The following is a 21,617-nucleotide window of genomic DNA, read 5'->3' on the forward strand; positions in this document are numbered from 1 at the left end:
CGGTCAACGCGGCGGCCTCCCGTCGGCCGACTGCATCGCCAGCGCCTGGGCGAACACCCCGACCGACTGGTCGATCTCGTCCTCGGCGATGGTCAGCGGCGGCGTCCACTTGACGACCGCGCCGTCGGTGCCGCCGCGCAGCGCGAACACGCCCATGCTGCGCATCCGCGCCAATACGGCCCTGGTGAAGGCCGCCCGGTCGTCGGCCGGCGCCTCGGCGATCCGTACGCCGACCATCAGCCCCCGGCCGAGGGTCTCCAGGCGCACGTGCGGCGGGGCCGCTGCGGCCACCCCGGCGACCAACCGCTCGCCCAGGGCGGCCGCGCGAGCTGCCAGGTCGTCGGCGGCCAGGCGTTTCAGGACGGCCGCCCCGGCGGCACAGGCCACCGGATTGGCGGAGAAGGTACTGGTCTGCCGCAGCGGCGGGACTGCGTCCAGCAGCGCCCGCGGTCCGGCGACCAGCGACAGCGGCAGTCCGCCGCCCAGGGCTTTACCGAGCACCACCAGGTCGGGCACCACGCCCTCGTGTTCGAACCCGAAACCGGCGCCGGTGCGGCCGAATCCGGTGAAGATCTCGTCGACGATGAGCAGCTGGCCACGCGCCGAACAGAAGCTTCTCAGCTCCGACAGCAGGCCCGGCGCGGCCGCGTTCATGCCACCGGCGCCCTGCACCGTCTCGACGATGAGCCCGCCGACGTCGGCGGCGCCGAAGTCCGGGTGCTCCAGGATCTCCTGGCCGAATCGCAGCCCCTGCTGCTGCGCAGCGTCGCGGTGCAGGTAGCCTGGCGCCACCGGGTAGGGCAGCGATAGGCCCGCCACCGGCACCTCGGTCGCGACTGAGCGGTAGGCGGAGTTGGCGGTGACGGCGAGCGCGCCGGCGGTCTTGCCGTGGTATCCGCCGAGAAACCCGAGCACTTGACGCCGGCCGGTGGCGCAGCGGGCGGTTTTCAGTGCCGCTTCAACCGCCTCGGACCCGGTGGTGCACCACAGCAGCACCGGGTCGGGCCAGGGCAGCCGCGCGGCGAGCTGCTCGCTGAGGTCCGCTCTGGCCGGGGAGCTGACCTGCCAGCCGCCGTGGGCGAAGCGGTCAAGCTGGGCGTGCATGGCGGCCAGCACCCCTGGGTCGCCGTGGCCGAGGGCGTGCACGCCGGACCCGGCGGTCAGGTCCAGGTACTCCCGCCCGGCCTCGTCCCAGATCCGGCTGCCCTGCCCCCGGACGGCCGCGATGCCGATCTCGTCGACGACGGTCGCAGCCATGGACGGGCTCTCCAGCCGGGCCAGGACCGCCAGGCTGCCGGCAGCCGTGCCCGGTCGTGCATTGTCGGTCATACCCACGCCCGCTCCTTGGCCAGCGCGTCGACCCGGGTCAGCAGCGCCTCCGCGACGACCTTGCCCTTGTCGGCGGTCGCCGCGCGCGGATCGCCGAGCACCCCTGACGGGATGTCCTCCAGCCGGAACCGCTCCACCAGGTGGGAGCGCTTACGCACGTGCAGGTCCGCGCGGGTGATGTCGCCCTGGGGCATCGTTCCGGCCGCGATCAGCTCGCTGCGGACCCGCTCGGGATACCAGTGCAGGAACACCGAGGTCAGCCCCTCGCCGCCGTGCGACTCGCTGGTCGAGTCGGACACCTCCTTGATGACGTCGCTGACCAGCTGTGCCCACTCGACCACGACGACGTCGGTGCCGTGCCGCTCGTTGAGGATGCGGGCGGCCACCATCAGCGGTTCATGGTTCTCGTCGTGGCCGTTGAGGATCAGAACCCGGTTGCTGTGCTGCACGGCCGGCCCGGCCATACCGACGACCTGGCCGATGAGCACCTCGACCGATACGCGCTGGCTGCCTGGCCAGTCCTGGAACGCGTGGAGCACACCCGTGCGCGCCGAACCCAGGATCACCGCCCCGTGCTGTCGCGCGGCCAGGGAGGCGATGCGTTCGGCGACCAGGGTGTCGGCGGCCAGCGGAAGGTGCGGGCCGTGCTGTTCCGTGCTGCCCGCGACCACGATCCAGTACGGCACCTGCGGGGCGCTCGCCTCGAATTCGGTCCATGTCAGATCCTCCAGCCAGACTGCGTCGTGCGCGCCGGCCCTGCCCGTTGAAATGAATTCCGCCGTCGTCATGCGAGTCGCCCTCCATCTACGATCACTGTTTGTCCGGTCAGATAGGTGTTGCGGTCGGAGACCAGGAAGGTGACGACCTCCGCGACCTCGTCCTTGTCGGCGAGGCGGCCCAGCGGGATGTCGGCGACGTAGGCCGCGGTCGACGCGCCCGAACCGGCCCAGCCGGGATTGGCGATCTTGCCGGGGGCGACGGTGTTCACCAGTACGCCGTCGCGGCCGTAGCGCACCGCGAAAAGCCGGGTCAGTGCCGCCAGGCCCGCTTTCGCGGCGGCGTACGCCGCTCCGGCGGTCGTGCGCCCGGTGTCGGCGGCGGTGGAGCCCACGAGCACGACCCGCCCGCGACCCGCAGCCGCCATGGCCGGCACGATCGTGCGGGTCAGCAGGAAGCAGCTGGTCAGGTTGACGTCGATGACCTGCCGGAACAGTGCCGCCGAAACCTCGGCCTCGGCGACCGGCTCACCGTCGGGCCCCTTGGGGGACCAGCCCTGGCACAGCACCAGCACTTCCGGAGCCCCGAGCCGGTCGAGCAGCAGACGCACCCGCTCGCCGGTAGCCGTCTCGTCCGCGAGGTCCGTCTCGTGGAATTCGACGCCGGGCAGGGCGGGACCCGCCAGGTCGAGCACCACCACCTTGCGGCCGGCGCGCAGCAGCCGGTCGGCGACCGCCGTGCCGAGCTGCCCGGCGCCGCCGCCAATCAGCGCGTAGCCGGCGCTCATCGGGCCACCACCTCGGCGAAGTAGCGCAGGTCGTCCAGGGCGCCCGGATGCGACGTGGCGACCGAACGGGTCCCGGCCAGCTCGCATTCGCCACCGGACAGCACCGCCAGCACAAACGCCGCGAATAGGATGCGGTGGTCGGCGGGCAGGTCCACACGGGCCGGCACGACCGGGCCGCCCGGCCGGACCACCAGGCCCTCAGGCGTGGGCTGCGCGTCGACGCCGAAAGCAGTCAGCAGGTCCAGTGTGGTCTTGATCCGGTCGGTGTCCTTGCCCCGCAGCTCCCCCGCGTCGGTGATCACCGTCTCGCCGTCGGCGACCGAGGCGAGGGCCGCGACCATGGGCAGTTCGTCGATGGCGCTCTGCACCAGCCGCGGCCCGGCCACCCGGGTGCCGCGCAGGCGCCGGTCACACCGGACCCGCAGGTCCCCCACCGGTTCCGGGTCCGCGGTGCGGTGCGCTGCTCGGGGTGATTCGGTGACGGCAGCTCCCATCGACTCGAGAATGCGGAAGAAGCCCGTACGCAGCGGGTTCAGGCAGACCTGCGGGATCGTCAGCTCACGGTGCCGGTGCGCCGAAGCCAGGTGCAGGGCGGCGAGCAGGGCCGCGCCGGAGGGATCACCCGGCACGGTCAGGTCGAACGCGGCTGGCCGGTGCGGCGTCACCATGAGGACGTCGGGTGTCTCGTCGACCGGCACCCCGGTCCAGCGCAACAGCCGCTCGGTGTGGTCACGTGCCACGGTCCGGCGGTGGATACGAACCGTGCCGGTGGCGTGGGTCGCGGCGAACAGCAGCGCCGAGACCGGCTGTGCCGAGTCGACGTCGACCGTGACCGGGCCGCCGTGCAGGCGCGTGCCGCGCACCCTGACCGGCAGGCGGCCGGGCTCGCCGAGCTCGACGAGGTCCGCGCCCAGCTCCAGCAATGGCTGGATGACCTCGCTCATCGGCCTCGACCGCAGCAGCCGGTTGCCTGTCACCGTACAGTCCGAGCCGCTTCCGGCCAGCACCGCGAGCAGCAGCCGCGACGTCGTGGCGCTGTTGCCGACGTCGAGGGTCCGGTCACGGAGCCGGATGTCGCGGACCTGCCTGCCGACGATGCGTACCGAGCCCGGGCCTTCGGCACTCAGCGGCACGCCGAGCGCGCCCAGGGCGGTGAGGTTGCTGCGAACGTCGTCGCAGTCGGCCAGGTTGCGCAGCGTCGACGTGCCGTTGGCGATCGCCGACAGCAGGGTGGCGCGCTGGCTGATCGCCTTGTCGGGGTGCGCCCGCAGCATCAGGCCGGCGCCTTCGGCGATCGGCGCCGCTGTCGCGCGGACCCGGATACGATCGGGGTTCTCACGTGCCGGCCCGAAGATCTCCGCGAGCAGGGAGTCAGCGCCCATGGTCGGCACCGCCGCTCATCAGTTCGATCAGGACGTCGTCGTCCAGAGGCACGCCGACCTCGACTCCGGCGACCGGCGGGCTGGGCACCGCTTGCGGGGAGTCCGCCGCGTACTTGGCGTAGCGGTGGCGTTTGCGCTGGAGCCCGAGGCTCTCATCGGGAAGGAACCCGGTCTCCTGCACGAGCAGGTCACCGTTGCGCACTGCCCTGTCGACGAGGTCCTGGCCGGTCGGCGTGCGGGTGATCAGCAAGGACGTCTTGTCCATCTGCTCGCCTTCGCGGCTGGTGCGGAAGATGTTCGGGTCGCCGTCGGCGACCGACACGTCAGCCAGGCCGCTCCACCAGTCGGGGCACGCCAGGCAGCGGTAGGTCTTGTACTTCTTGAACTCGGTGACAAGCTCATGGAAGGGAAGTGAGCGGCGCTGGTCCTCGCGGTCCCAGACCGTGAACTCGCCCGGATACTCCCCGTCGCGGTACTTCAACCTGGTGACGTCGGTGAGCGGGATCCCGAGGCGGTGCTCGATGAGGTACTCAGTGCCCTCACGGCGGGTGTTGGATGCGCAGCCCAGCTCGATGGTGAAGGCGACCTTCTGCGCCGCCGCCGGAACCTGTGGCAGGTTGCGCATCCGGTTGAGCGCCTCGATCTGGCAGGCTAGGCCGACGACCCCGATCCGGGTGTACGGCGCGTCGCGCAGCAACTGCAGGTTCGGGGTAAGGCAGTAGCTGGCCTGGGCACAGGCGACGATCTCCGCCACGGTCGTCGCCAGGCGCGGCACGGGAACCCAGGGCCGGGTCTCGTCCCTGCCGATGACCAGCGCCGCGTCGATCTGCCCCAGGCGCAGCGCGGACACCAGCAGGGCGGTCGCCGCACCCCCGGCCGAAGCCGCCCCGGCGACGGCGGTCTGCGCTGCCCTCCCCGAGTACGTGTTGCGGACGATGCCCGTCCACCGTTCCTCCGCCGACCTGGTCCGGCCGTAGATCCGCAGCTCCGACTCGGGAACCGCGGTGTGCTTGCCCGGACAGATGTCGACGCAAAGCGTGCATGCTCCGCAGGCGCTCGCGCTGTCGGCTGCCAGCTGTGGCAGCGGCTGATCGGGTGAGATCCGCAGGATGTCTTCCGGGCACACGGCTGCGCAGGCGCCGCAGCTGGCGCACAGGCCCGGGTCCAGCACGGTTTGTTTGAGCACGGCAAAGCTCACGGTGTTTCCCCCATGGTGGTCGAACGCTCCCCGAGGAGCGCGTCAACGTGTGGCAGTCAGCGTCGACTCGAGTTGGTTGAGGTGGTCGCGGTCGTGCCCCGCCAGCACCGCGAGCAGCACCCGCAGTGACTCGGCGCCGCGGTAGGACAGCACGCCCCGCCGGTCCATTTCCTCCGCGCTGAGGGAACGGGCCAGGGCGACCGTGTTGCGCCGGGCGCAGCGCAACCTTTCGAGTGCGTGCTCCCACGGCTCCACGCCGTAGAAGCGCGACCAGGGGTCCGAGTCGTAACCGAAGATCGTCGGAGTGTCCTCGGTGAGGATGGACCGGATCCGTACGGCGTTGACCGCTTCGTTGTCGGCCAGGTGGTGGATGAGCTGGGAGGCGCTCCATTCGCCAGGCGCCGGACTGATCGTGAGCCGGTCGGCGCCGGCCTTCGCGACGGCCTGGGCGACGGCCTCGGGCAGCGCGTCGAGCAGCTCGATGACGTCCTGCCCGGCGACGAGCAGGTCGTAGGCGCGTCGCTGGCCCGGTGTGCCGGTCCCGGCGGCCACCGCGCCCTCCAGCCAGGTGCGGGCCTCGGGGTCGTTGGGCTGGTCGAAAAGTCGGTCGAGGGCGGTGGCCCAGTCCATGGAAGTCATGTGGAGGCTGCCATTCTGTAGGTGGATGCGGCTGCGGGCGGCAGGACGGCACGCTGACCGAAGAACCGCTCACGCAGCACCGCGGCTGTCGTCAGGAACAGCGCCAGATAGCCGGCCGCGATAGCGGCGAAGACCAGCGCGGTGCTGTCGACTCCCCAGCGCGCGGTCAGTGGTCCGGTGAGCGGGATCAGCGCGATGGCGGTGAGCGACGTCATGCATTCCCTCGCGATGGACAGCCGGCCCAGCACCTCACTTGCCGAGCGCAACTGCAGCAGGGTGTCGCCGCTCGTCGCGCCCAACGTGCTGGCTGCGCCGATGAGGCAGAACGCCGCACCCGCCAGCGCCAACGACGGCGCCACGGCGAGCAGGCCCAGCGCTAGCGCCGCGGTGGCGCACGCGACGCCGATCAGGTATGGCCGTGCGGCGGAGATGCGGCGCACGAGCAGGACGGTCACGAGTGCGCCGATCGCCGCGCCACCGTCCAGCACCGCGATGCCCGCCGAGCCGCCTGCCATGGCCTGATTCACGGGGGCCACCAGCACCGTCGCCAAAGACGTGATCACGGACGGCATCACCGCGAGCACCAGGTGCACCCGCAGGCCGGGGTTGCTTACCAGGAGCTGGCCGAGTTCACGCCAATTCTGACGCAGCGTGATGGCTGGCCCGACAGCCGGGGTGCCGTTGGTCACCGCGGCCGGCCTGCGGTTCGGCATGCTCCGCAGGCGCAGGTGCACGGCGGTGCCGGCCAGGAAGAACAGGCCGATCGCGCAGATCACGCCGCCACCGGGCAGCAAGGCGAACATGACCGAGACGACGCCCAGCCCACCGAGCTGCGCCACCTGCAACAGGCCGAACCGCACGGCGTTGACCTGCGTCAGCTTGTCGGTGTCCGCAACCTGCCGGACCATGACGAAGCTGGCGGCTCGGTACAGCGGCCGGATGAACGCCGACAGCAGGAACACCCCGATCAGCGCAGCCGGGGCCTCGGTCCACCAGTACAGCAGGCCGCCGGCGACCACCGCGACGCCGCGCAGGCAGTTCGAGATCAGCGCGACCGTCAGCACGTCGCGCCGGTCGAGGATGCTGCCCCCGACCAGCTGACCGACGAAGCCGAGCAGGTATTCGACGCCCACCAGCAGCCCGAACGTGCCCACCGAGCCGGTCTGCGCGAACAGCGCCAGCCCCGTGGCAAGGGTGAACCCGCCGACGCCGACATTGGTCAGGAAGAACCCGGTCAGGTAGACCCGGACGCTGTGTTGCTGAGCTTGCGTGCTGCTCATGGTTACGGAACGATTCGAACCCGCAGCAGGGCCAGCGCCTCTTCGACTCGTTTGAGCGCCCCGTCGCCGTCGGCGGCATCCGCGCGCACCGAGGCGAGCCTCGAATAGGAGCTGGTAAGACCGTCCACGGCGGTCCCGTCCGGCACGAGTTGCTTCACCTCGACGACCCCGTCGACCTGCCGGGCCTCATCGAGCCCGTCGATGCCGTCGAGCCGTCCGGCCGCGTCCGGGACGAGAAAGCCGATAGCGCTGCCGGCGATGTACTGCGGGGCCTGCGCTCTGGCGGCGACGTCGGGCAAGGCCGCCAAGTCCTCGCCGACGATCTGGCGCAGGTGCAGGTCGCAGATGTCCACCCCGGTGGCCGACTCGGTGAGCGGCACGATCGAGTCGCCAGCCTGACGCAGATGCGTCTCGACGAGGAACGGGCCGTCGACCCCGAGGATCAGCTCGCTATGGGTGATCCCGTGCTGCACCCCGAGAGCCGACAGGCACCGCCGGACGTGCGCGACCAGCGCCTGCGCGGTCTCCGGCGAGATCCGCGCCGGCACCAGGTGACCCGTTTCGACCTTGCTGATCTCTTCCTTGAACTTCTCGACGATCGCGAAGATGTAGTGGTGGCCGTCGTGGGTGACAGCCTCGACGCTGAACTCAGGCCCCTCCACGTAACGTTCCGCGATCGGGGGTGACGGCTCCAGCCGCGGCGCCGTCGCACCGCTGGCGAGGTCGAACGCCGCGGCCAACTGTGTCTCGTCGCGAGCCGTCGCGATCCCGGTGCTGGCTCGTCCCCGCGATGGCTTGAGCAGCAGCGGTGGCCCCACCTCACCGTAGAAGTCCTTCAGCTGCTCCAGGGAGGCGACCTGGCGGAACGGCACGTCCTCCAGACCGGAGGCCCGCAGCCGCTCGCGCATGAAGGTCTTGTCATGCACTGCTTGGACGGTCGCCCGCGCGTGGAACCGCAGGCCGAGGTCTTCGGCGATAGCCGCCGCCTTGTCCTGATCGATCTCCGCGAGCGCCGCGACGGCGTCCAGCGGCCACTGCCGATGGAGGTAGCGGCCCGCAGCCAGCCATTTGTCCAGATCGGCGTCGTCATTGAGGATGACTACGGCCTCGTTCTCAGGCAGTTGATGAACCCATTCGAGCACCGAAGCCCGACACAGCACGACACTCGACACGTTCTGAGCGATGCGCCTGAGTCTCGGCTGCTGCGCCGAGCCTCCCCCGACGAACAACACGCGCACAGCACTTCCCCGTTCCCCCGTATTCATACAAGCCACTTTATCGTTGTATGAGGTCATCGACCGCGGCAAGTGCAAGCCTAGGATGTGAGACGACGCAGCCATCCAGCCGCATACGGCGGATGTGAGCTGTGCGGATACGGAACCAGCACCTGCCCGGTCCAACTTGCACACTGCGACAGAGGGCGATCAAGCCCAGGTCAGGTCCAATTGAGGGCGCCTACTGCATCGACTGAGAATAATCTCACACTGTCTATTGTGTCCGGGGCGCCAACCATTCGAGAGCGGTGCCCGGCTTCCTAGCCGAGCAATCCACGGGGCCCCATGCATGACGCGGCTCCAGGCCCCGTCACCGGTCGAGACCAGCCTGGCGAAACGAAACCCCTCCGGTGCCACGTCGGCGAGCGCGCCGGGCGGGAGTCCTGCTCGCCGACCGCCCGTGACCTCAGGTAGGACTCCGCTGCCTGGTCCAGCGGCCAAGCATCCGGTAACCGGTGCCCAGCGCATCCGGGGCTGCGGCCTCGGCCGCCCGCGGCGCGGGCACCTGCTCCGGCGGCAGCGGCAGGCGCAGGCCGCCGGGATACAGCAGGTCCACCGGCTCTCCCGCCACAAGTAGGCGCCGCGCTGGCGGTGCCGCCTACGGCATGTTCCCTGCCGCGCCGCGGTCACTGAGGCGATGCGCCCCGAGTCGAGACATGCGAAATGCGAGCTTCCTCGGGCGGTTGGTCAGGTGCCAGAACCCATGGCGGGGCAACAAGGAACTCCATCGGCCGTAGCAGATGTCGCCGTGCGCCTGGCACAGTATGTCGTCGTGTTCAGCCACCAGAGGTCGCCTCGCGGCAGGTAGTCGACTACTCGACACCGCGAGCGCGACCGCCCCACGCCGATGCCAGGTGCTCCCGGGCCGGCTGCGGCAGGGCGGCGCGGTCGACCTTGCCGTTGCCGGTCACCGGGAACTCGTCCACGCGTACGAAGTAGCTCGGCACCATGTAGTCGGGCAGCTGCTCGGCGGCGTACGCGACGAGGTCGGCCGCGGCGGCGGCGCGGATCGTCGAGACGTAGGCGATCAGCCGCGGGCCGCGCACGCCGAGGTCCCGCAGCAGCACCGTCGCTCCGGCGACCTGCGGATGGGCGGCCAGGACCGCCTCGATCTCGCCCGGTTCGATCCGGAAGCCGCGCAGCTTGACCTGGTTGTCGATGCGGCCGAGGTACTCGAGGTGGCCGTCGGGGTGCCACTGGGCGAGGTCACCGGTGCGGTAGACCCGCCGGCCGTCGGGACCGGGCACGAACCGCTCGGCGGTGAGCTCCGGCCGCCCCAGGTAGCCGATGGCCAGGCACACCCCGCCGAGCAGCAGCTCGCCGGGCTCGCCGGGCCCGCACACCGTGCCGTCGGGGCGCACCACGTGGCAGAACACTCCCGTGATCGGGTGGCCGATCGGCACCGACAGCCCGGTCTCCGGCCGGCGGCAGTGCCACGCGGTGACGTCGACCGAGGCCTCGGTCGGCCCGTACAGGTTGTACAGCTGCGCCGGATGCGCGGCGGTGAACCGGTTGGCCAGCGCGGGGGTCAGCGTCTCGCCGCTGGCGATGACCTGCCGCAGGGAACCGCACGCGGCCAGGCCCTCCTCGCGGACGAAGGCCTCCAGCATCGACGGCACGAAGTGCATCGTGGTGACGGCCTCCCGCTGCACCACCTCGACCAGGTACTCCGGGTAGCGGTGGGCGTCGGGCGCCGCCATCACCAGCCGCGCGCCGGCGACCAGCGGCCAGAAGAACTCCCACACCGACACGTCGAAGGTGTACGGGGTCTTCTGCAGCACCACGTCAGCCGGTGTGAGGGCCAGGTAGTCCTGCATCCAGAGCAGCCGGTTCACGATGCCCTCGTGCGGGACCGCCACGCCCTTGGGCCGCCCGGTCGAGCCCGAGGTGTAGATGACGTAGGCCGGTGACCCCGGCCCGCCGGGTCCGGGCCGCGCGGGCGAGACGGGCAGCCCGGCGGCGCTCAGGTCCGCGACAGGGGCCGGGCTGATCGCCCGCAGCCGGTCGTGGTGGGCCGGATCGGCGAGCACCGCGACGGGCCGCGCCTCGGCGAACATGTACTCCAGCCGCGACGCCGGATGGCCCACGTCGACCGGCAGGTACGCGGCGTCGGCCAGCAGGATGCCGACCAGTGCGGTGACCAGCTCGACCGAGCGGTCCGCGCACACCGCGACCACGCTGCCGGCGCCCGCGCCGGCAGCCCGCAGCCCGGCGGCGACCTCCTGGGACTCGGTGACCAGTCCGGCGAAGGTCACCTCCCGCCGCTCGTCGCGGACCGCGACGGCGTCGGGCGTCCGGCCGGCTTGGGCGAGGATCAGCTCGTGCAGCATGGTCATGGTGGGGGCCTCGCAGGCTCGGTGGTCGGCACGGAGATGGTCGATCAGCGCGGCGCTGCGCGGATGTCGGGTCGCCTGCGGCAGGCGGTCAGGCGCGGTCAGGCCCGTGCGCCTGGCTGGCCGGGGGCCGCACCGCGGCGGCCACGGTCTCGGCGAGGCTGTGCCAGGCGGCGCCGCCGAACAGGTGGCCGGCGCCGGCGATCTCGCGCACGTCGGTGGCCGCGGTGGTCTCGTGGCGCCAGCCGTCGACGGCCGCCCGGTCGAGCCGCCCGTCGGCCGACCCGTAGAGCACGGTCAGCGGCACGGTGAGCGGGGCGGCGGGCGCGTACCGGTAGCCGGCGACGAGCCTCATGTCCGCCGCGACGACCGGCCGCAGGAGCTCGACCAGCTCGGGTTCCTCGCGCAGCTCGTCGGGCACGTACCGGTCCTGGTCGCGGTCGATGTCGACGGAGTCCCCGGCGACGTCGGCCGGGGGCAGCTGGGACGCGACGATCAGGGCGGTCAGCTCCGGCGCCCGGTCGAGCCCGCGGAGCGCCCGCGCGGTCTCGAAGGCCACGAGCGCGCCTGAGCAGTGGCCGAACAGGGCCACCCGCGGCCACGGCAGCGCCGCCAGCTCGGCGGCGAGTCCGGCGGCGAGGCCGCACAGCGTCGCCGGCGCCGGCTCGTGCCGGCGGTTCTCCCGTCCGGCGATGCGCACGCCGTGCACGGCGGCCGTGGTGACCACCCGCCCCCAGGAGCGGAACGGGCCCGCTCCGGCTCCCGCCCACGGCACGCATACCAGCGCGGTGCCGGTGTCGGTGGATGCGCTCCAGGGGACGAGCGACGGCGTCGGTTCGCGCACAGCGCATGTGATCATACGCGGGCAGTGACCGCAATCCGGTTGTGAAATGTCTAACAACGACATGAACAACGTCCAACATGGATCACACGGGTGCCTGTGATGAGGGCCGGGTTCGGCATATGGTGTGCCGAGCCGCCGGATCGAGCAGGTCGGCACGCGACTCGCGGGAGTCGGGAACCCCGCTGACACAACGATGGGACTTGATGTGACCACCAGCGCAGACGACAGCCGCACGGCCAGACTGCTCGCCACGCTCCGCGGGCCGTCCGAGCCGCGGCAGCGCCTGTTCGCCCTGTCGACGATCGTCAACACCATCGGCATGGGGATCTTCATCTCCGCCGGAACCATCTTCCTCATCCGGTCTGCCGGGCTGAGCCCGACGACGGTCGGCATCGGACTGACCGTCGGTTCGCTGGTCGGCGTCGGCGCGGGGGTGCTGATCGGCGACCTGGCGGACCGACGCGGCGCACGCGAGGTCGTCGTCGTCGCCATGGCACTGGAGGCCATCGCCAGCCTCGGCCTGGTGCTGGTGGACAGCCTGTGGTCGCTGATCGCGGTGGCGACACTGGCCGCGGTCGGCCGGACGGGCTCGGTCAGCGCCCGGGGCGCCCTGATCGGCATCCTGGCGGAGGAGGGCAAGGGCGCGCAGCTGCGCACCTACCTGCGGGCCGTCACCAATGTCGGGCTCGCGATCGGGACGCTCGGCGCCGCCGCGGTGCTGGCCTTCGACACCCGGCAGGCGTACCTCGCGATGATCATCGTCAGCACGCTGACGTTCCTCGGCGGCGCGGCGATCCTGTCCCGGCTGCCGCACCTGCCACCGACCCGGGTGCTCAACCGCGACGCCGACGCCCGGCCCGACCGGCGCTGGATCGCGCTGCGCGACCGCCACTACCTCGGCCTGACCGCCGCGGCCGCGGTGGCATCTTTGCAGTACAGCGTGCTGATCCAGGCGCTGCCGGTGTGGATCGTGCTGCGCACGGAGTCGCCGCGGTGGATGGCGGCCATGGTCATGTTCGTCGCCTCCGTGCTCGTCGCGGCGCTGCAGGTGCCGGCCACCCGCTCGATCGACGGGCCGCGGTCGGCCGCGCGGCTGCTGGTCCGGTCCGGGCCGCTGTTCCTGGTGGCCTGGATCCTGATGGCGTACGCCTCCGGCCCCTCGGCATGGATCGCGACCGGCCTGCTGCTGGTCGGGGTCGTGGTGCACTCGCTGGCCGAGGTGTGGCAGGCCGCAGGCACGTTCGAGCTGTCCTTCGCGCTGGCCCGGCCCGATGCGCACGGCCAGTATCAAGGTGTCATGGGGCTGGGCCACGGCATCGCCGAGGCGGTGGCTCCGGCCGTCGTCATCACGCTGTGCATCAGCGCAGGCAAACTCGGCTGGGTGGCGCTGGGCGTGATCGTCACCGTCGCCGGGGTGGTCTGCGCGATGGTCGAGCGCCACTGGGCCGCCTCGCGGGCCACCCCTGCGGGCACCCTGGCCGCCGAGCCGTCGGCCGGCTGACCGGTGTCACCGGTGTCGACCCGGCCGAGTCGCGGCCCGTCCGGCCCGCACCCGAACGTCCTCGGTCCGGTGTGGGCCCAGGTGCGGCACGGTCCGGACCGACCGGCCGTGCGGTGGCGCGGCCGGTCGGTGACCTACGGGCAGCTCTGGGAACAGGCCGGCCGCGTCGCCGCGGCGCTGCGCGGGCACGGCGTACGGCCCGGCGACACCGTCGGCATCTGCGCCCGCCGCTCGGCCGACCTGGTCGCGGGCGTCCTCGGCATCCTGCGCGCGGGCTGCGCCTACCTGCCACTCGACCCCGCCTACCCGGCGGACCGCCTGCGCTACATGCTCGACCAGGCCGGAGCGGGCGTGCTGGTCGGCCACCGGGACGTCGCCGCCGCGCTCGCGGGCGACCGCGCGCCGGTCTGGCTGGAGTCGCTCGACGGGGTCGCCGCCCTGCCGGCCGACGATCTCGGCTCCCCCGGCGAGATCGCGTACGTCATGTTCACCTCGGGCTCCACCGGCGTGCCCAAGGGCGTCATGCAGACCCACGCGGCGCTGGCCAACCTGATCCGGTGGCAGCTGTCTGACTCCGCCGTCGGCGAGGGAGACGTCACCGCGCAGTTCGCCCCGATCTCGTTCGACGTGTCGTTCCAGGAGGTCTTCGCGACGCTGGCCGCCGGCGGAGTCCTGCTCTGCCTCGACGACGAGGTGCGCCGCGACCCCAGGCTGCTGTGGGGCGTGCTGGCCGAGGAGCGGGTCGCCCGCCTGTACCTGCCGTTCGTCATGCTGCAGACGCTGGCGCTGTTCGCCGGCGAGTTCGGCGGCGGCGCTCCGCCGCTGCGGGAGGTCATCACCGCCGGGGAGCAGCTGCAGTGCGGCGACCGGATCAAGCGGCTGTTCGCCGGGCTGCCCGGCTGCCGCCTGGTCAACCAGTACGGGCCGACCGAGACGCACGTGTGCACCCGCTACCTGCTGCCCGCGGACCGGCGGAGCTGGCCGCTGCTGCCGCCGATCGGCACCGCCGTCGACGGCGTGCGGCTGTACGTGCTGGACGAGGACGGCCTGCCGGTGCCGCCGGGCGGGTCCGGCGAGCTGCACGTCGCCGGGGTCGCGGTGGCCGCCGGCTATGCCGGGGCGCCCGAGCTGACCCGGCAGCGGTTCCGACCCGAGCCGGACGGGGCCGGGACCATGTACGCCACCGGCGACATCGTGCGGTGGCACGACGGCGAGCTGCACTACCTGGGCCGCGACGACGACCAGATCAAGATCAACGGCATCCGGGTCGAGCCCGCCGAGATCGAGGCCGCGCTGCGGGCCGTTCCCGGCGTACGGGAGGCGGCGGTGGTCGCCCGCAAGGATCCCGACACGGGCACGCGGCTGTTCGCCTTCGTGACCGGCGCACCGGGCGCCGTCGACACCGCCCTGGTGCGGCGCGGGATCACCGGCACGCTGCCCGCCCACCTGCTGCCGCACGACGTGCTCGTGCTGGCGGCCCTGCCGACCACACCGAGCGGCAAGCTCGACCGGGCCGCGCTGGTCGAGGCCGCGGCGACACCGCCGGCCGAGGACGGCGGTGTCGCCGGGCTGGCCGAGATCTGGCGGTCGGAACTGCGCTCGGCCGGCCACGAGACCGACGACCTGCGGCAGGCCGGCGTGGACTCCCTCGCCGCGGCCCGGGTGGCCGCGCGGATCGCCGGGCAGTTCGGCGTGCACGTCGCCGTCGACGAGGTGCTGGGCGCGAAGTCCGTGGAGCACCTGACCGAACTCGTGCTCGCCGCCGGGCCCGCGCCCCGGCTCGCCGCTGCCCCGGTGGACGGCCCGTACCCGGTCAGTGCCATGCAGGAACAGATCCTCGTGGGTGAGCTGCTCGCCGACGAGGGCCCGTCGCACTGGGTGCTGATCGAGCTCGACGTCACCGGGCCGTTCGACCCCGACCGGGCCGAACTCGCCCTGCACCGGCTCACCGCGCGCCACGACGCCCTGCGTACGCGGTTCGACTTCGCCGGGCGCGGCTTGTGCCAGGAGCACGTGGCCGGTGCCCGGGCACTGGTGCATCGATCCGACGGCGACGATGTCGGCGGGCTGGCCGCGCGGCTGTGCGGGCAGCGTTACGAACTCGGCGACGTCGCCGTGCCGCAGGTCGTGATCGCGCGTACCGGCGCCGAGCGCCACCGCGTGCTGATCCGGGTGCACCACGCCTGCTGCGACGGCTGGTCGGTGGCGCTGCTGTGCGAGGAGTTCGCCGCCCTGTACGGCGGGGCGGACCTGCCGCCGCCGGTGCAGCCGTGGCAGGCCGCGGCGGCGGGCGACGTCGCGGCGGACGTCGAGTACTGGCTGGACCGGCTGCGCCCGGTGACGGGACGGCCGCCCGCCGACGGGGCCGACGCGCGCGGCCGGGCACCGGACCTGCGCCGCCTGCCGTTCACCCTGTCCCCCGCCGAGGTCGGCGCGGTCCGGTCGGCGGCCCGTGCCGGGCAGGCGACGCCGTTCGCCGTCATGCTGGCGGCCTGGGCCGCCGTCACCGCCGGCGACGACGGCGGGACGTGCGTCGCGGTCCCCGTGTCGACCCGGCGTACCGCCCAGGACGCGCAGTGCGTGGGCCTGCTGCTCAACACGGTGCTCCTGCCGCTGGCCGGGCGGGCGCCGTCGTTCACCGAGCTCGTGGCGCGTACCCAGGCCGAGGTGTCGCGGGCGCTCGGGCACCGCGACGCGCCGCTGGCCGAGCTGCTCACCCGGCTCGGCGTCGACCGCAGAACCGCCCGTCACCCGATCACGCAGACGATGTTCACCCTGCAACCGCCCGGTCCGCGTGCCTGGACGCTGGCGGGCGGCGCGCGGATGCGGCTGTGCGTCGACGTCGGCGTGCCCGAGCCCACCCGGTTCGACCTGTGGCTCAACCTCGACGACCAGGGTGACGAGATCGTCGGCTGGGTCGACCACGACGCCGGGGTGGTGGACGAGGGCCGGGTTCGCTCCGTGCTGGACCGCTGGCGGCTGGCGCTGGCCGGGCACGGCTGACGGCTCAGGCCCGCGCGGCGCCCCGGCGGATGAGGTCGGCGGCCTGTTCCGGCTGCTCCAGCCAGAACAGGTGGCCGGCCCGCAGCAGCACGAACCGGGCGCCGGGGATCTCGGCCGCCAACTGTGCTCCGGCGTCGGCGGCGAGCAGGCGGTCGGTGTCGCCGTGCACGACCGTCGTCGGTGCCGTGACCAGGTGCAGGCGGTCCGCGGGGCCGTGGGCGGACATGGCGCCGATCTGCAGCGCGGTGGTCCGCGGCGGCACCGGCGTCGTCAGCATGGCGTCGCGGTACTCCGCCCAGGCGTCGGGACGCACCGTCCCCGGATCGCGCACCCCCAGCCGGAAGAGGTTGTACGCGGTCGCCGACGCGTCCCCGCGCACCACCGCCGCGGCGACCCCGGCGGCCGCGGCCGGGCGCGGCAGCGGCCGCCCGCCGCGGGTGCAGCCCAGGAACAGGCTCGCCACCCGGCCGGGGTGGCGCATCGCCAGCTCCTGGGCGACCATGCCGCCCATGGATACGCCGGCGACGTGGGCGCTGGACCAGCCGACGGCGTCGAGCAGGCCGGCCGCGTCGTCGGCGAGGTCGGCGACGGTGAACGGACCGTCGGCCGCCGCGGACTGCCCGGTCCCGCGGTGGTCGACGGCGACCACCTCGAAGTGTGCCGCGAGCGCGGACAGAAACCCGTCCCCCCAGTGCCGGTGGGTGGCCGCGGCGCCCTGCATCAGCAGCAGGCGCGGCCCGACTCCACATCGGACGTACGCGAGCCCGGCCGCCTTTCGCATGCCGGAAGCGTAACCGCCGCAACGGCATTCACCTGCGGCGGCCCACCGGCCTGATAGGACCGCCGTGCGGGCGGGTGCGTGCCGGCCATCCAGGGTAGGCGTAGACTGCGGTCGACGCTCATCGACACACTGGGGAATCGCGTTGGAATTACACGGCACGACGGTCGGTCATGCCTCGGCTCCGGTCGAGACGGTCAGCGACAGCGGCGAGAGGCCTGACCGCCACGATTCCACGCCACTGCACGAAGGGCAGCCCGTCGATGCGTGCCACACCGCCGTCGCGCGCATCTGGGCCGAGGTGCTCGACCTCGACGAGGTCGCGCCCGGCGACGACTTCTTCGACCTCGGCGGGGTCTCCCTGCAGGTGATCACGGTGATCCGGCGGACCCGCGCCGAACTCGGGGTGCAGCTGCGCACCCAGACCCTGTTCGACGCGTCCCGGCTCGGCGACTTCGTCGCCTGTGTCCGCGCCGCCGAAGCCGCGCCGGACGCCGCCACGGAGCGCCTTCGGTAGTGCCGGCTGCGCCAATCGCGTGAGAGCGCCTCTGCGGTGCGTTCCGCGCACCCTGCCGACGGGCGACTGCAGCGCAGCGGGCGCCGATCGACGCCGACCGACTGGAGTTTCGATGCACCCCCCTCTGCACGCGCTGCCCATCGCGGTCATCGGCATGGCCGCGCGGCTGCCGCAGGCCACTGACGTCGAGCAGTACTGGGCGAACCTGCTCGGCGGTGTCGACGCCGTCAGCCGCACCGGTGATGGTCCGGCCGGCCCGGTCCGCACCGGTGGCCGGTACGTCGACGCCGTCGGGAAGCTGGACGGCGTCGAGCTGTTCGACGCGGACTTCTTCCGGATCACCCCGGCCGAGGCGACGACGCTCGACCCCCAGCACCGGGTGCTGCTGGAGGTCGCGGCGCAGGCCCTGGAGGAGGCCGGCTACGCGGGCCGGCGCGAGGCGGTCGTCGGCGTGTTCGTGGGCTGCGGCGAGAACCACTACCACCGCGACTTCATCGCCCCCGCCGAGGCCGCTGCCGGGCGGGAGCCCGACACCCGGATCACCCTCGGCAACGAGAAGGACTTCCTCGCCGGGCGGCTGGCGTTCAAACTCGGCTGCACCGGACCGGCGATCACCGTGCAGACGGGGTGCGCCACGTCGCTGAGCGCGGTCGCGCTGGCCTGCTCCGCCCTGGCCGCCGGTGACTGCGACATCGCCCTGGCCGGCGGGGTGAGCCTGCTCATGCCCGATGTCGACGGCTACGTGTGCCAGGAGGGCGGGGTGCTGTCCGCCCAGGGCCGCTGCCGGGCGTTCGACGCCGAGGCCGACGGCACCGTACCGGGATCCGGGGCCGGCATCGTGGTGCTGCGTCGCGACGCCGACGCGGCGGCCGACCGCGACCGCCGGCGCGCGGTGATCCGCGGCTGGGCCGTCAACAACGACGGCGGGTCCCGCGCCGGTTTCACCGTTCCCAACATCGCCGGTCAGGAGACGGTGATCCGTGCCGCGCTGGCACGGGCCGGGATGGCGCCCGACGACGTGGGATACGTCGAGACCCACGGCACCGGCACGGCGATCGGCGACCCGGTCGAGTTCGAGGCGCTGCGGCGCGTGTTCGCCACCCCCGGCCGGGCAGCCGGCAGCCTGGTGCTCGGCGCGGTCAAACCGAGCATCGGCCACACCGACGCCGCGGCGGGAGTCGCCGGGCTCATCAAGGCCACGCTGGTGGTCGAGACCGGCACCATCCCCGGAACCCTGCACTTCGACAAGCCGAACCCGGCCCTGGACCTCGACGGTTCCCCGTTCACGATCACCGCGGCCGGCCGGCCGTGGGCGGCGGGCGTCCCCCGGGTCGCCGGGATCAGCTCGTTCGGGCTCGGCGGGTTCAACGCCCACGTGGTGCTGCAGTCGGCGCCGCCCGTTCCGGCCGCCGACCCGGCCCGCCCGCTGCAGGTCCTCGCGCTGTCCGCGCGTACCGACGACGAGCTGGAGCAGCTGCGGCAGCGCCTCGCGGCCTGGCTCGAACACCGGCCTGCCACCTCCCCGGCCGAGCTGGCCGACGTGGCGTACACCCTGGCGGTGGGCCGCGCGACGTTCCCGAAGCGGTGGGCCGCGGCCGTGTCGGGCCACGCCGACGCCGTCGCCTGCCTGCGCCGCCCGGCGGCGGCGGCGCGCGCGACCACCCGCTGGTCGCTGGCCGTGCACGGCACCCCGGGCGAGATCGCCACGATGGGGTCCCGGCTGCTGGCGCAGGAGCCGATGATGCGGCGCGAGCTGCGTGAGCTCGCCGGGCGCGCCGACCTCGACGGCCTGCCCGGGTCCGCGGCCGGTGGCCTGACCGTGCTCGCCGTCGTGCGCCTGCTGCGCCGGGCCGGGGTGGCCTACTCGCGGCTGGACGCCCCGGCCTGGGCGCGGCCCGTGACGCAGTGGCTGGCCGCGCCCGGCGACGCCGCGTCCCTGGCGGCCGCGCTGGCCGCGTGCGACGGCGACGGCGACGGCGGAGCCGCCCGCGAGGGCACCGGGGTCCTGCCGATCGGCCCGTCGTTCACCCTGCCGGCCGCCGTCGCGGCGGTGTGGCAGGCGGGCGTCGCCGTCGACTGGGCCGCCTACCACGACGGCGAGGCCCGCGGGCGGGTCCCGCTGCCGACCTACCCCTACACCCGGCGGCGTTTCTGGCTCGACCGGCCGCAGGCCGCGCCCGGCACACCGGCGGGCACGTCCCGGCCGGAGCGCACCGGCGCGGCCGGCGTGCGCGACCGGGTCCGGACGGTCTGGCAGGAGGTGCTCGGCGTCGACCCGGTCGCGCCCGACGCGCACTTCGTCGACGACCTGGGCGGCGACTCGATGTACGCCGTCGAGATCGGCGCCCGGCTGAACGACGAGTTCCGGCTGCGCCTGCCCCTGGATCTCCCCTTCATCGCGCCGACGGTCACCGCGACCGCGCAGGCCGTCGAACAGGCACTAGCAACGGAGGCAGACAAGTGACCCACCCCGCAGCCGACGCCGTCCTCGTACGGGGCCTGGACGTGACGGCCCGCATCACCGACACGGTGGCGGCCATCGCCGCGCAGACCGACGGGGGCATCCTGCTGGAGACACTGATCGGCCGGTACGTCCTCAATGGCGACGCGCGGCCGGTCTGGCTGGCGATCGACGGCCGGCGCAGCGTCGAGCAGATCGTCGCCGAGGTCGCCGCGAAGACGGGCCATCCCGTCGACGAGGTACGCGAACCGGTGCTCGACCTGTGCGCCCGGCTGCTGGAGTTCCGGCTGGTCGAGGCGGTCTCGGCGGCCGACGCGGCCGGTATCGCGCTGATGGCCGCCGGATGACCCGGGCGCCGCTGACGCGGGTCGGCCTGCAGTTCGCCGGATACACCTTCCCCGGCGTGCTGGACCACGACCTGTTCGAGCACCTGACCGGGATCGCCCGTGCCGCCGAGGCCGCCGGCTACGACAGCCTGTGGACGATGGACCACGTGCACCAGATCGAGTCCGTCGGCGACCGCGAGGAGCCGATCCTGGAGGCGTACACGGCGCTGGCCGGGCTGGCCGCCGTCACGTCCTCGGCCCGCCTGGGCGTGCTGGTGTCCGCGTGCGGTTTCCGCAACCCGGCGCTGCTGGCCAAGATGGTGACGACGATCGACATCATCAGCCGGGGGCGGGCCGTGCTCGGCATCGGCGCCGGCTGGCACGAGGAGGAGTGCCGCGCGTACGGGATGGACTTCCCCCCGGCCGGGCAGCGGCTCAAGGCCCTGACTGAGGCGGTGCAGATCTGCCGGGCGATGTTCACCGAGCACCTGCCGCGCTTCGAGGGTGTCCACCACCGCATCGACGAGCCGCTGAACGTGCCGCCGCCGATCAGTCCGCTCGGCCCGCCGATCCTCATCGGCGGCGGCGGCGAGAAGGTGCTGATCCCGACGGTGGCCCGGCTCGGCGACGCGTGCAACTTCTTCGGCGGGCCCGCCACGGTCGCCCACAAGATCAAGGTGCTGACCCGGGCCTGTGCGGACGTCGGCCGCGATCCCGGTGAGATCACCAAGACGTGGCTGGGCACCGCGATCATCGCGGACTCCGAGCAGGAGCTGCAGGACAGCCTGGAGCTGCTCGGCAGCCGCCTGCACCTGCCCGCGAGCGCCGCCCGCGGGATGGCTCTGTGCGGCTCGCGCGCCGAGGTGCGGCGCCAGGTGGCCGAGTATCGCGCGGCGGGCGTCGACGGAATGATCGTGACGCTGCTGAACCCGAGCGATCTCGACCACCTGCACGAGGTCGCGACGACCATCCGAGGAGTGCTCTGTGGCTGACAGCCCCGTCGAGATCCAGGCCGGGCCCGACCTGGACGCGCCCGCCGACGAGATCATCACGGCCGCGCTCGGCGAGATCCTCGAACTCGACGACGTCGACCCGCACTTCGGGTTCTTCGACCTGGGCCTGACCTCGGCGACCGCGCTGCGCCTGGTCCGGGTGCTGCGCACCCGCTGGCCGGACATCCGGATCATCGACGTGTTCGACAACCCGACCGTCGCCGACCTCGCCGCGCACCTGGAGCGGGCCTGACCC

19 protein-coding genes are annotated in these 21,617 nt (G+C 73.0%); 7 read left to right on the forward strand and 12 right to left on the reverse strand.

Annotated elements, in window-relative coordinates:
* Positions 1-3 precede the first annotated feature (3 nt).
* The 11 genes from HAV40_RS03960 to HAV40_RS04010 all read right to left on the reverse strand — a co-directional run bounded on the left by HAV40_RS03960 (position 4) and on the right by HAV40_RS04010 (position 11,783).
* On the reverse strand, positions 4-1,329 hold the full coding sequence (locus HAV40_RS03960; protein ID WP_166379048.1) for an aspartate aminotransferase family protein: 1,326 nt from the start codon (positions 1,327-1,329) through the stop codon (positions 4-6).
* On the reverse strand, positions 1,326-2,117 hold the full coding sequence (locus tag HAV40_RS03965; protein ID WP_166379050.1) for a creatininase family protein: 792 nt from the start codon (positions 2,115-2,117) through the stop codon (positions 1,326-1,328). The genes HAV40_RS03960 and HAV40_RS03965 overlap by 4 nt, the downstream gene beginning before the upstream one ends.
* Positions 2,114-2,833 (reverse strand): SDR family NAD(P)-dependent oxidoreductase, encoded by a 720-nt coding sequence (locus HAV40_RS03970; RefSeq protein ID WP_166379052.1) that lies wholly within the window; start codon positions 2,831-2,833, stop codon positions 2,114-2,116. Before HAV40_RS03970 ends, HAV40_RS03965 begins: the two co-directional genes overlap by 4 nt.
* A complete protein-coding gene (locus HAV40_RS03975; RefSeq protein WP_166379054.1) occupies positions 2,830-4,215 on the reverse strand; it encodes a 3-phosphoshikimate 1-carboxyvinyltransferase in 1,386 nt (461 codons plus the stop codon). Before HAV40_RS03975 ends, HAV40_RS03970 begins: the two co-directional genes overlap by 4 nt.
* Complete coding sequence (locus tag HAV40_RS03980) at positions 4,205-5,413, reverse strand: Coenzyme F420 hydrogenase/dehydrogenase, beta subunit C-terminal domain (RefSeq protein WP_166379056.1); 1,209 nt, start codon at positions 5,411-5,413, stop codon at positions 4,205-4,207. The genes HAV40_RS03975 and HAV40_RS03980 overlap by 11 nt, the downstream gene beginning before the upstream one ends.
* Before the next feature lie 42 nt (positions 5,414-5,455).
* Complete coding sequence (locus HAV40_RS03985) at positions 5,456-6,052, reverse strand: DinB family protein (protein WP_166379058.1); 597 nt, start codon at positions 6,050-6,052, stop codon at positions 5,456-5,458.
* Positions 6,049-7,332: an MFS transporter gene (locus HAV40_RS03990; protein ID WP_166379060.1), complete on the reverse strand. Its 1,284-nt coding sequence runs from the start codon at positions 7,330-7,332 to the stop codon at positions 6,049-6,051. The genes HAV40_RS03985 and HAV40_RS03990 overlap by 4 nt, the downstream gene beginning before the upstream one ends.
* A gap of 2 nt (positions 7,333-7,334) precedes the next feature.
* The gene (locus tag HAV40_RS03995; protein WP_166379062.1) at positions 7,335-8,570 is read right to left on the reverse strand and encodes an ATP-grasp domain-containing protein; all 1,236 of its coding nucleotides are present in this window, start codon (positions 8,568-8,570) and stop codon (positions 7,335-7,337) included.
* 442 nt (positions 8,571-9,012) lie between these two features.
* Entirely contained in the window at positions 9,013-9,162 is a 150-nt protein-coding gene (locus HAV40_RS04000) for a hypothetical protein (RefSeq protein ID WP_166379064.1), read from the reverse strand.
* A gap of 256 nt (positions 9,163-9,418) precedes the next feature.
* Entirely contained in the window at positions 9,419-10,942 is a 1,524-nt protein-coding gene (locus tag HAV40_RS04005; protein ID WP_166379065.1) for an amino acid adenylation domain-containing protein, read from the reverse strand.
* Positions 10,943-11,030: 88 nt separating this feature from the next.
* Positions 11,031-11,783, reverse strand: a complete 753-nt coding sequence (locus HAV40_RS04010) for a thioesterase II family protein (RefSeq protein ID WP_166379066.1) — start codon at positions 11,781-11,783, stop codon at positions 11,031-11,033.
* A gap of 205 nt (positions 11,784-11,988) precedes the next feature.
* Here HAV40_RS04010 and HAV40_RS04015 point away from each other — a divergent pair, with 205 nt between their 5' ends.
* Both HAV40_RS04015 and HAV40_RS04020 read left to right on the forward strand, forming a co-directional pair.
* Positions 11,989-13,284 (forward strand): MFS transporter, encoded by a 1,296-nt coding sequence (locus HAV40_RS04015; RefSeq protein WP_166379067.1) that lies wholly within the window; start codon positions 11,989-11,991, stop codon positions 13,282-13,284.
* A 12-nt stretch (positions 13,285-13,296) separates the two neighbouring features.
* Entirely contained in the window at positions 13,297-16,287 is a 2,991-nt protein-coding gene (locus HAV40_RS04020; RefSeq protein WP_166379068.1) for a non-ribosomal peptide synthetase, read from the forward strand.
* A gap of 4 nt (positions 16,288-16,291) precedes the next feature.
* Here HAV40_RS04020 and HAV40_RS04025 read toward each other — a convergent pair whose 3' ends face one another.
* Positions 16,292-17,068 (reverse strand): alpha/beta fold hydrolase, encoded by a 777-nt coding sequence (locus HAV40_RS04025; protein WP_166379069.1) that lies wholly within the window; start codon positions 17,066-17,068, stop codon positions 16,292-16,294.
* Between the two features lie 142 nt (positions 17,069-17,210).
* Between HAV40_RS04025 and HAV40_RS04030 the strand changes: the two genes are divergently transcribed.
* The 5 genes from HAV40_RS04030 to HAV40_RS04050 all read left to right on the forward strand — a co-directional run bounded on the left by HAV40_RS04030 (position 17,211) and on the right by HAV40_RS04050 (position 21,614).
* Complete coding sequence (locus HAV40_RS04030) at positions 17,211-17,582, forward strand: phosphopantetheine-binding protein (protein ID WP_166379070.1); 372 nt, start codon at positions 17,211-17,213, stop codon at positions 17,580-17,582.
* Positions 17,583-17,694: 112 nt separating this feature from the next.
* Entirely contained in the window at positions 17,695-20,046 is a 2,352-nt protein-coding gene (locus HAV40_RS04035; RefSeq protein ID WP_166379071.1) for a polyketide synthase, read from the forward strand.
* Positions 20,043-20,390: a PqqD family protein gene (locus tag HAV40_RS04040; protein WP_166379072.1), complete on the forward strand. Its 348-nt coding sequence runs from the start codon at positions 20,043-20,045 to the stop codon at positions 20,388-20,390. The genes HAV40_RS04035 and HAV40_RS04040 overlap by 4 nt, the downstream gene beginning before the upstream one ends.
* Entirely contained in the window at positions 20,387-21,361 is a 975-nt protein-coding gene (locus HAV40_RS04045) for a TIGR03560 family F420-dependent LLM class oxidoreductase (RefSeq protein WP_166379073.1), read from the forward strand. The genes HAV40_RS04040 and HAV40_RS04045 overlap by 4 nt, the downstream gene beginning before the upstream one ends.
* Complete coding sequence (locus HAV40_RS04050; protein ID WP_166379074.1) at positions 21,354-21,614, forward strand: acyl carrier protein; 261 nt, start codon at positions 21,354-21,356, stop codon at positions 21,612-21,614. Before HAV40_RS04045 ends, HAV40_RS04050 begins: the two co-directional genes overlap by 8 nt.
* The last annotated feature ends 3 nt before the right edge of the window (positions 21,615-21,617 follow it).

Source organism: Catellatospora methionotrophica (genome assembly GCF_011297335.1).
GTDB lineage: Bacteria > Actinomycetota > Actinomycetes > Mycobacteriales > Micromonosporaceae > Catellatospora > Catellatospora methionotrophica.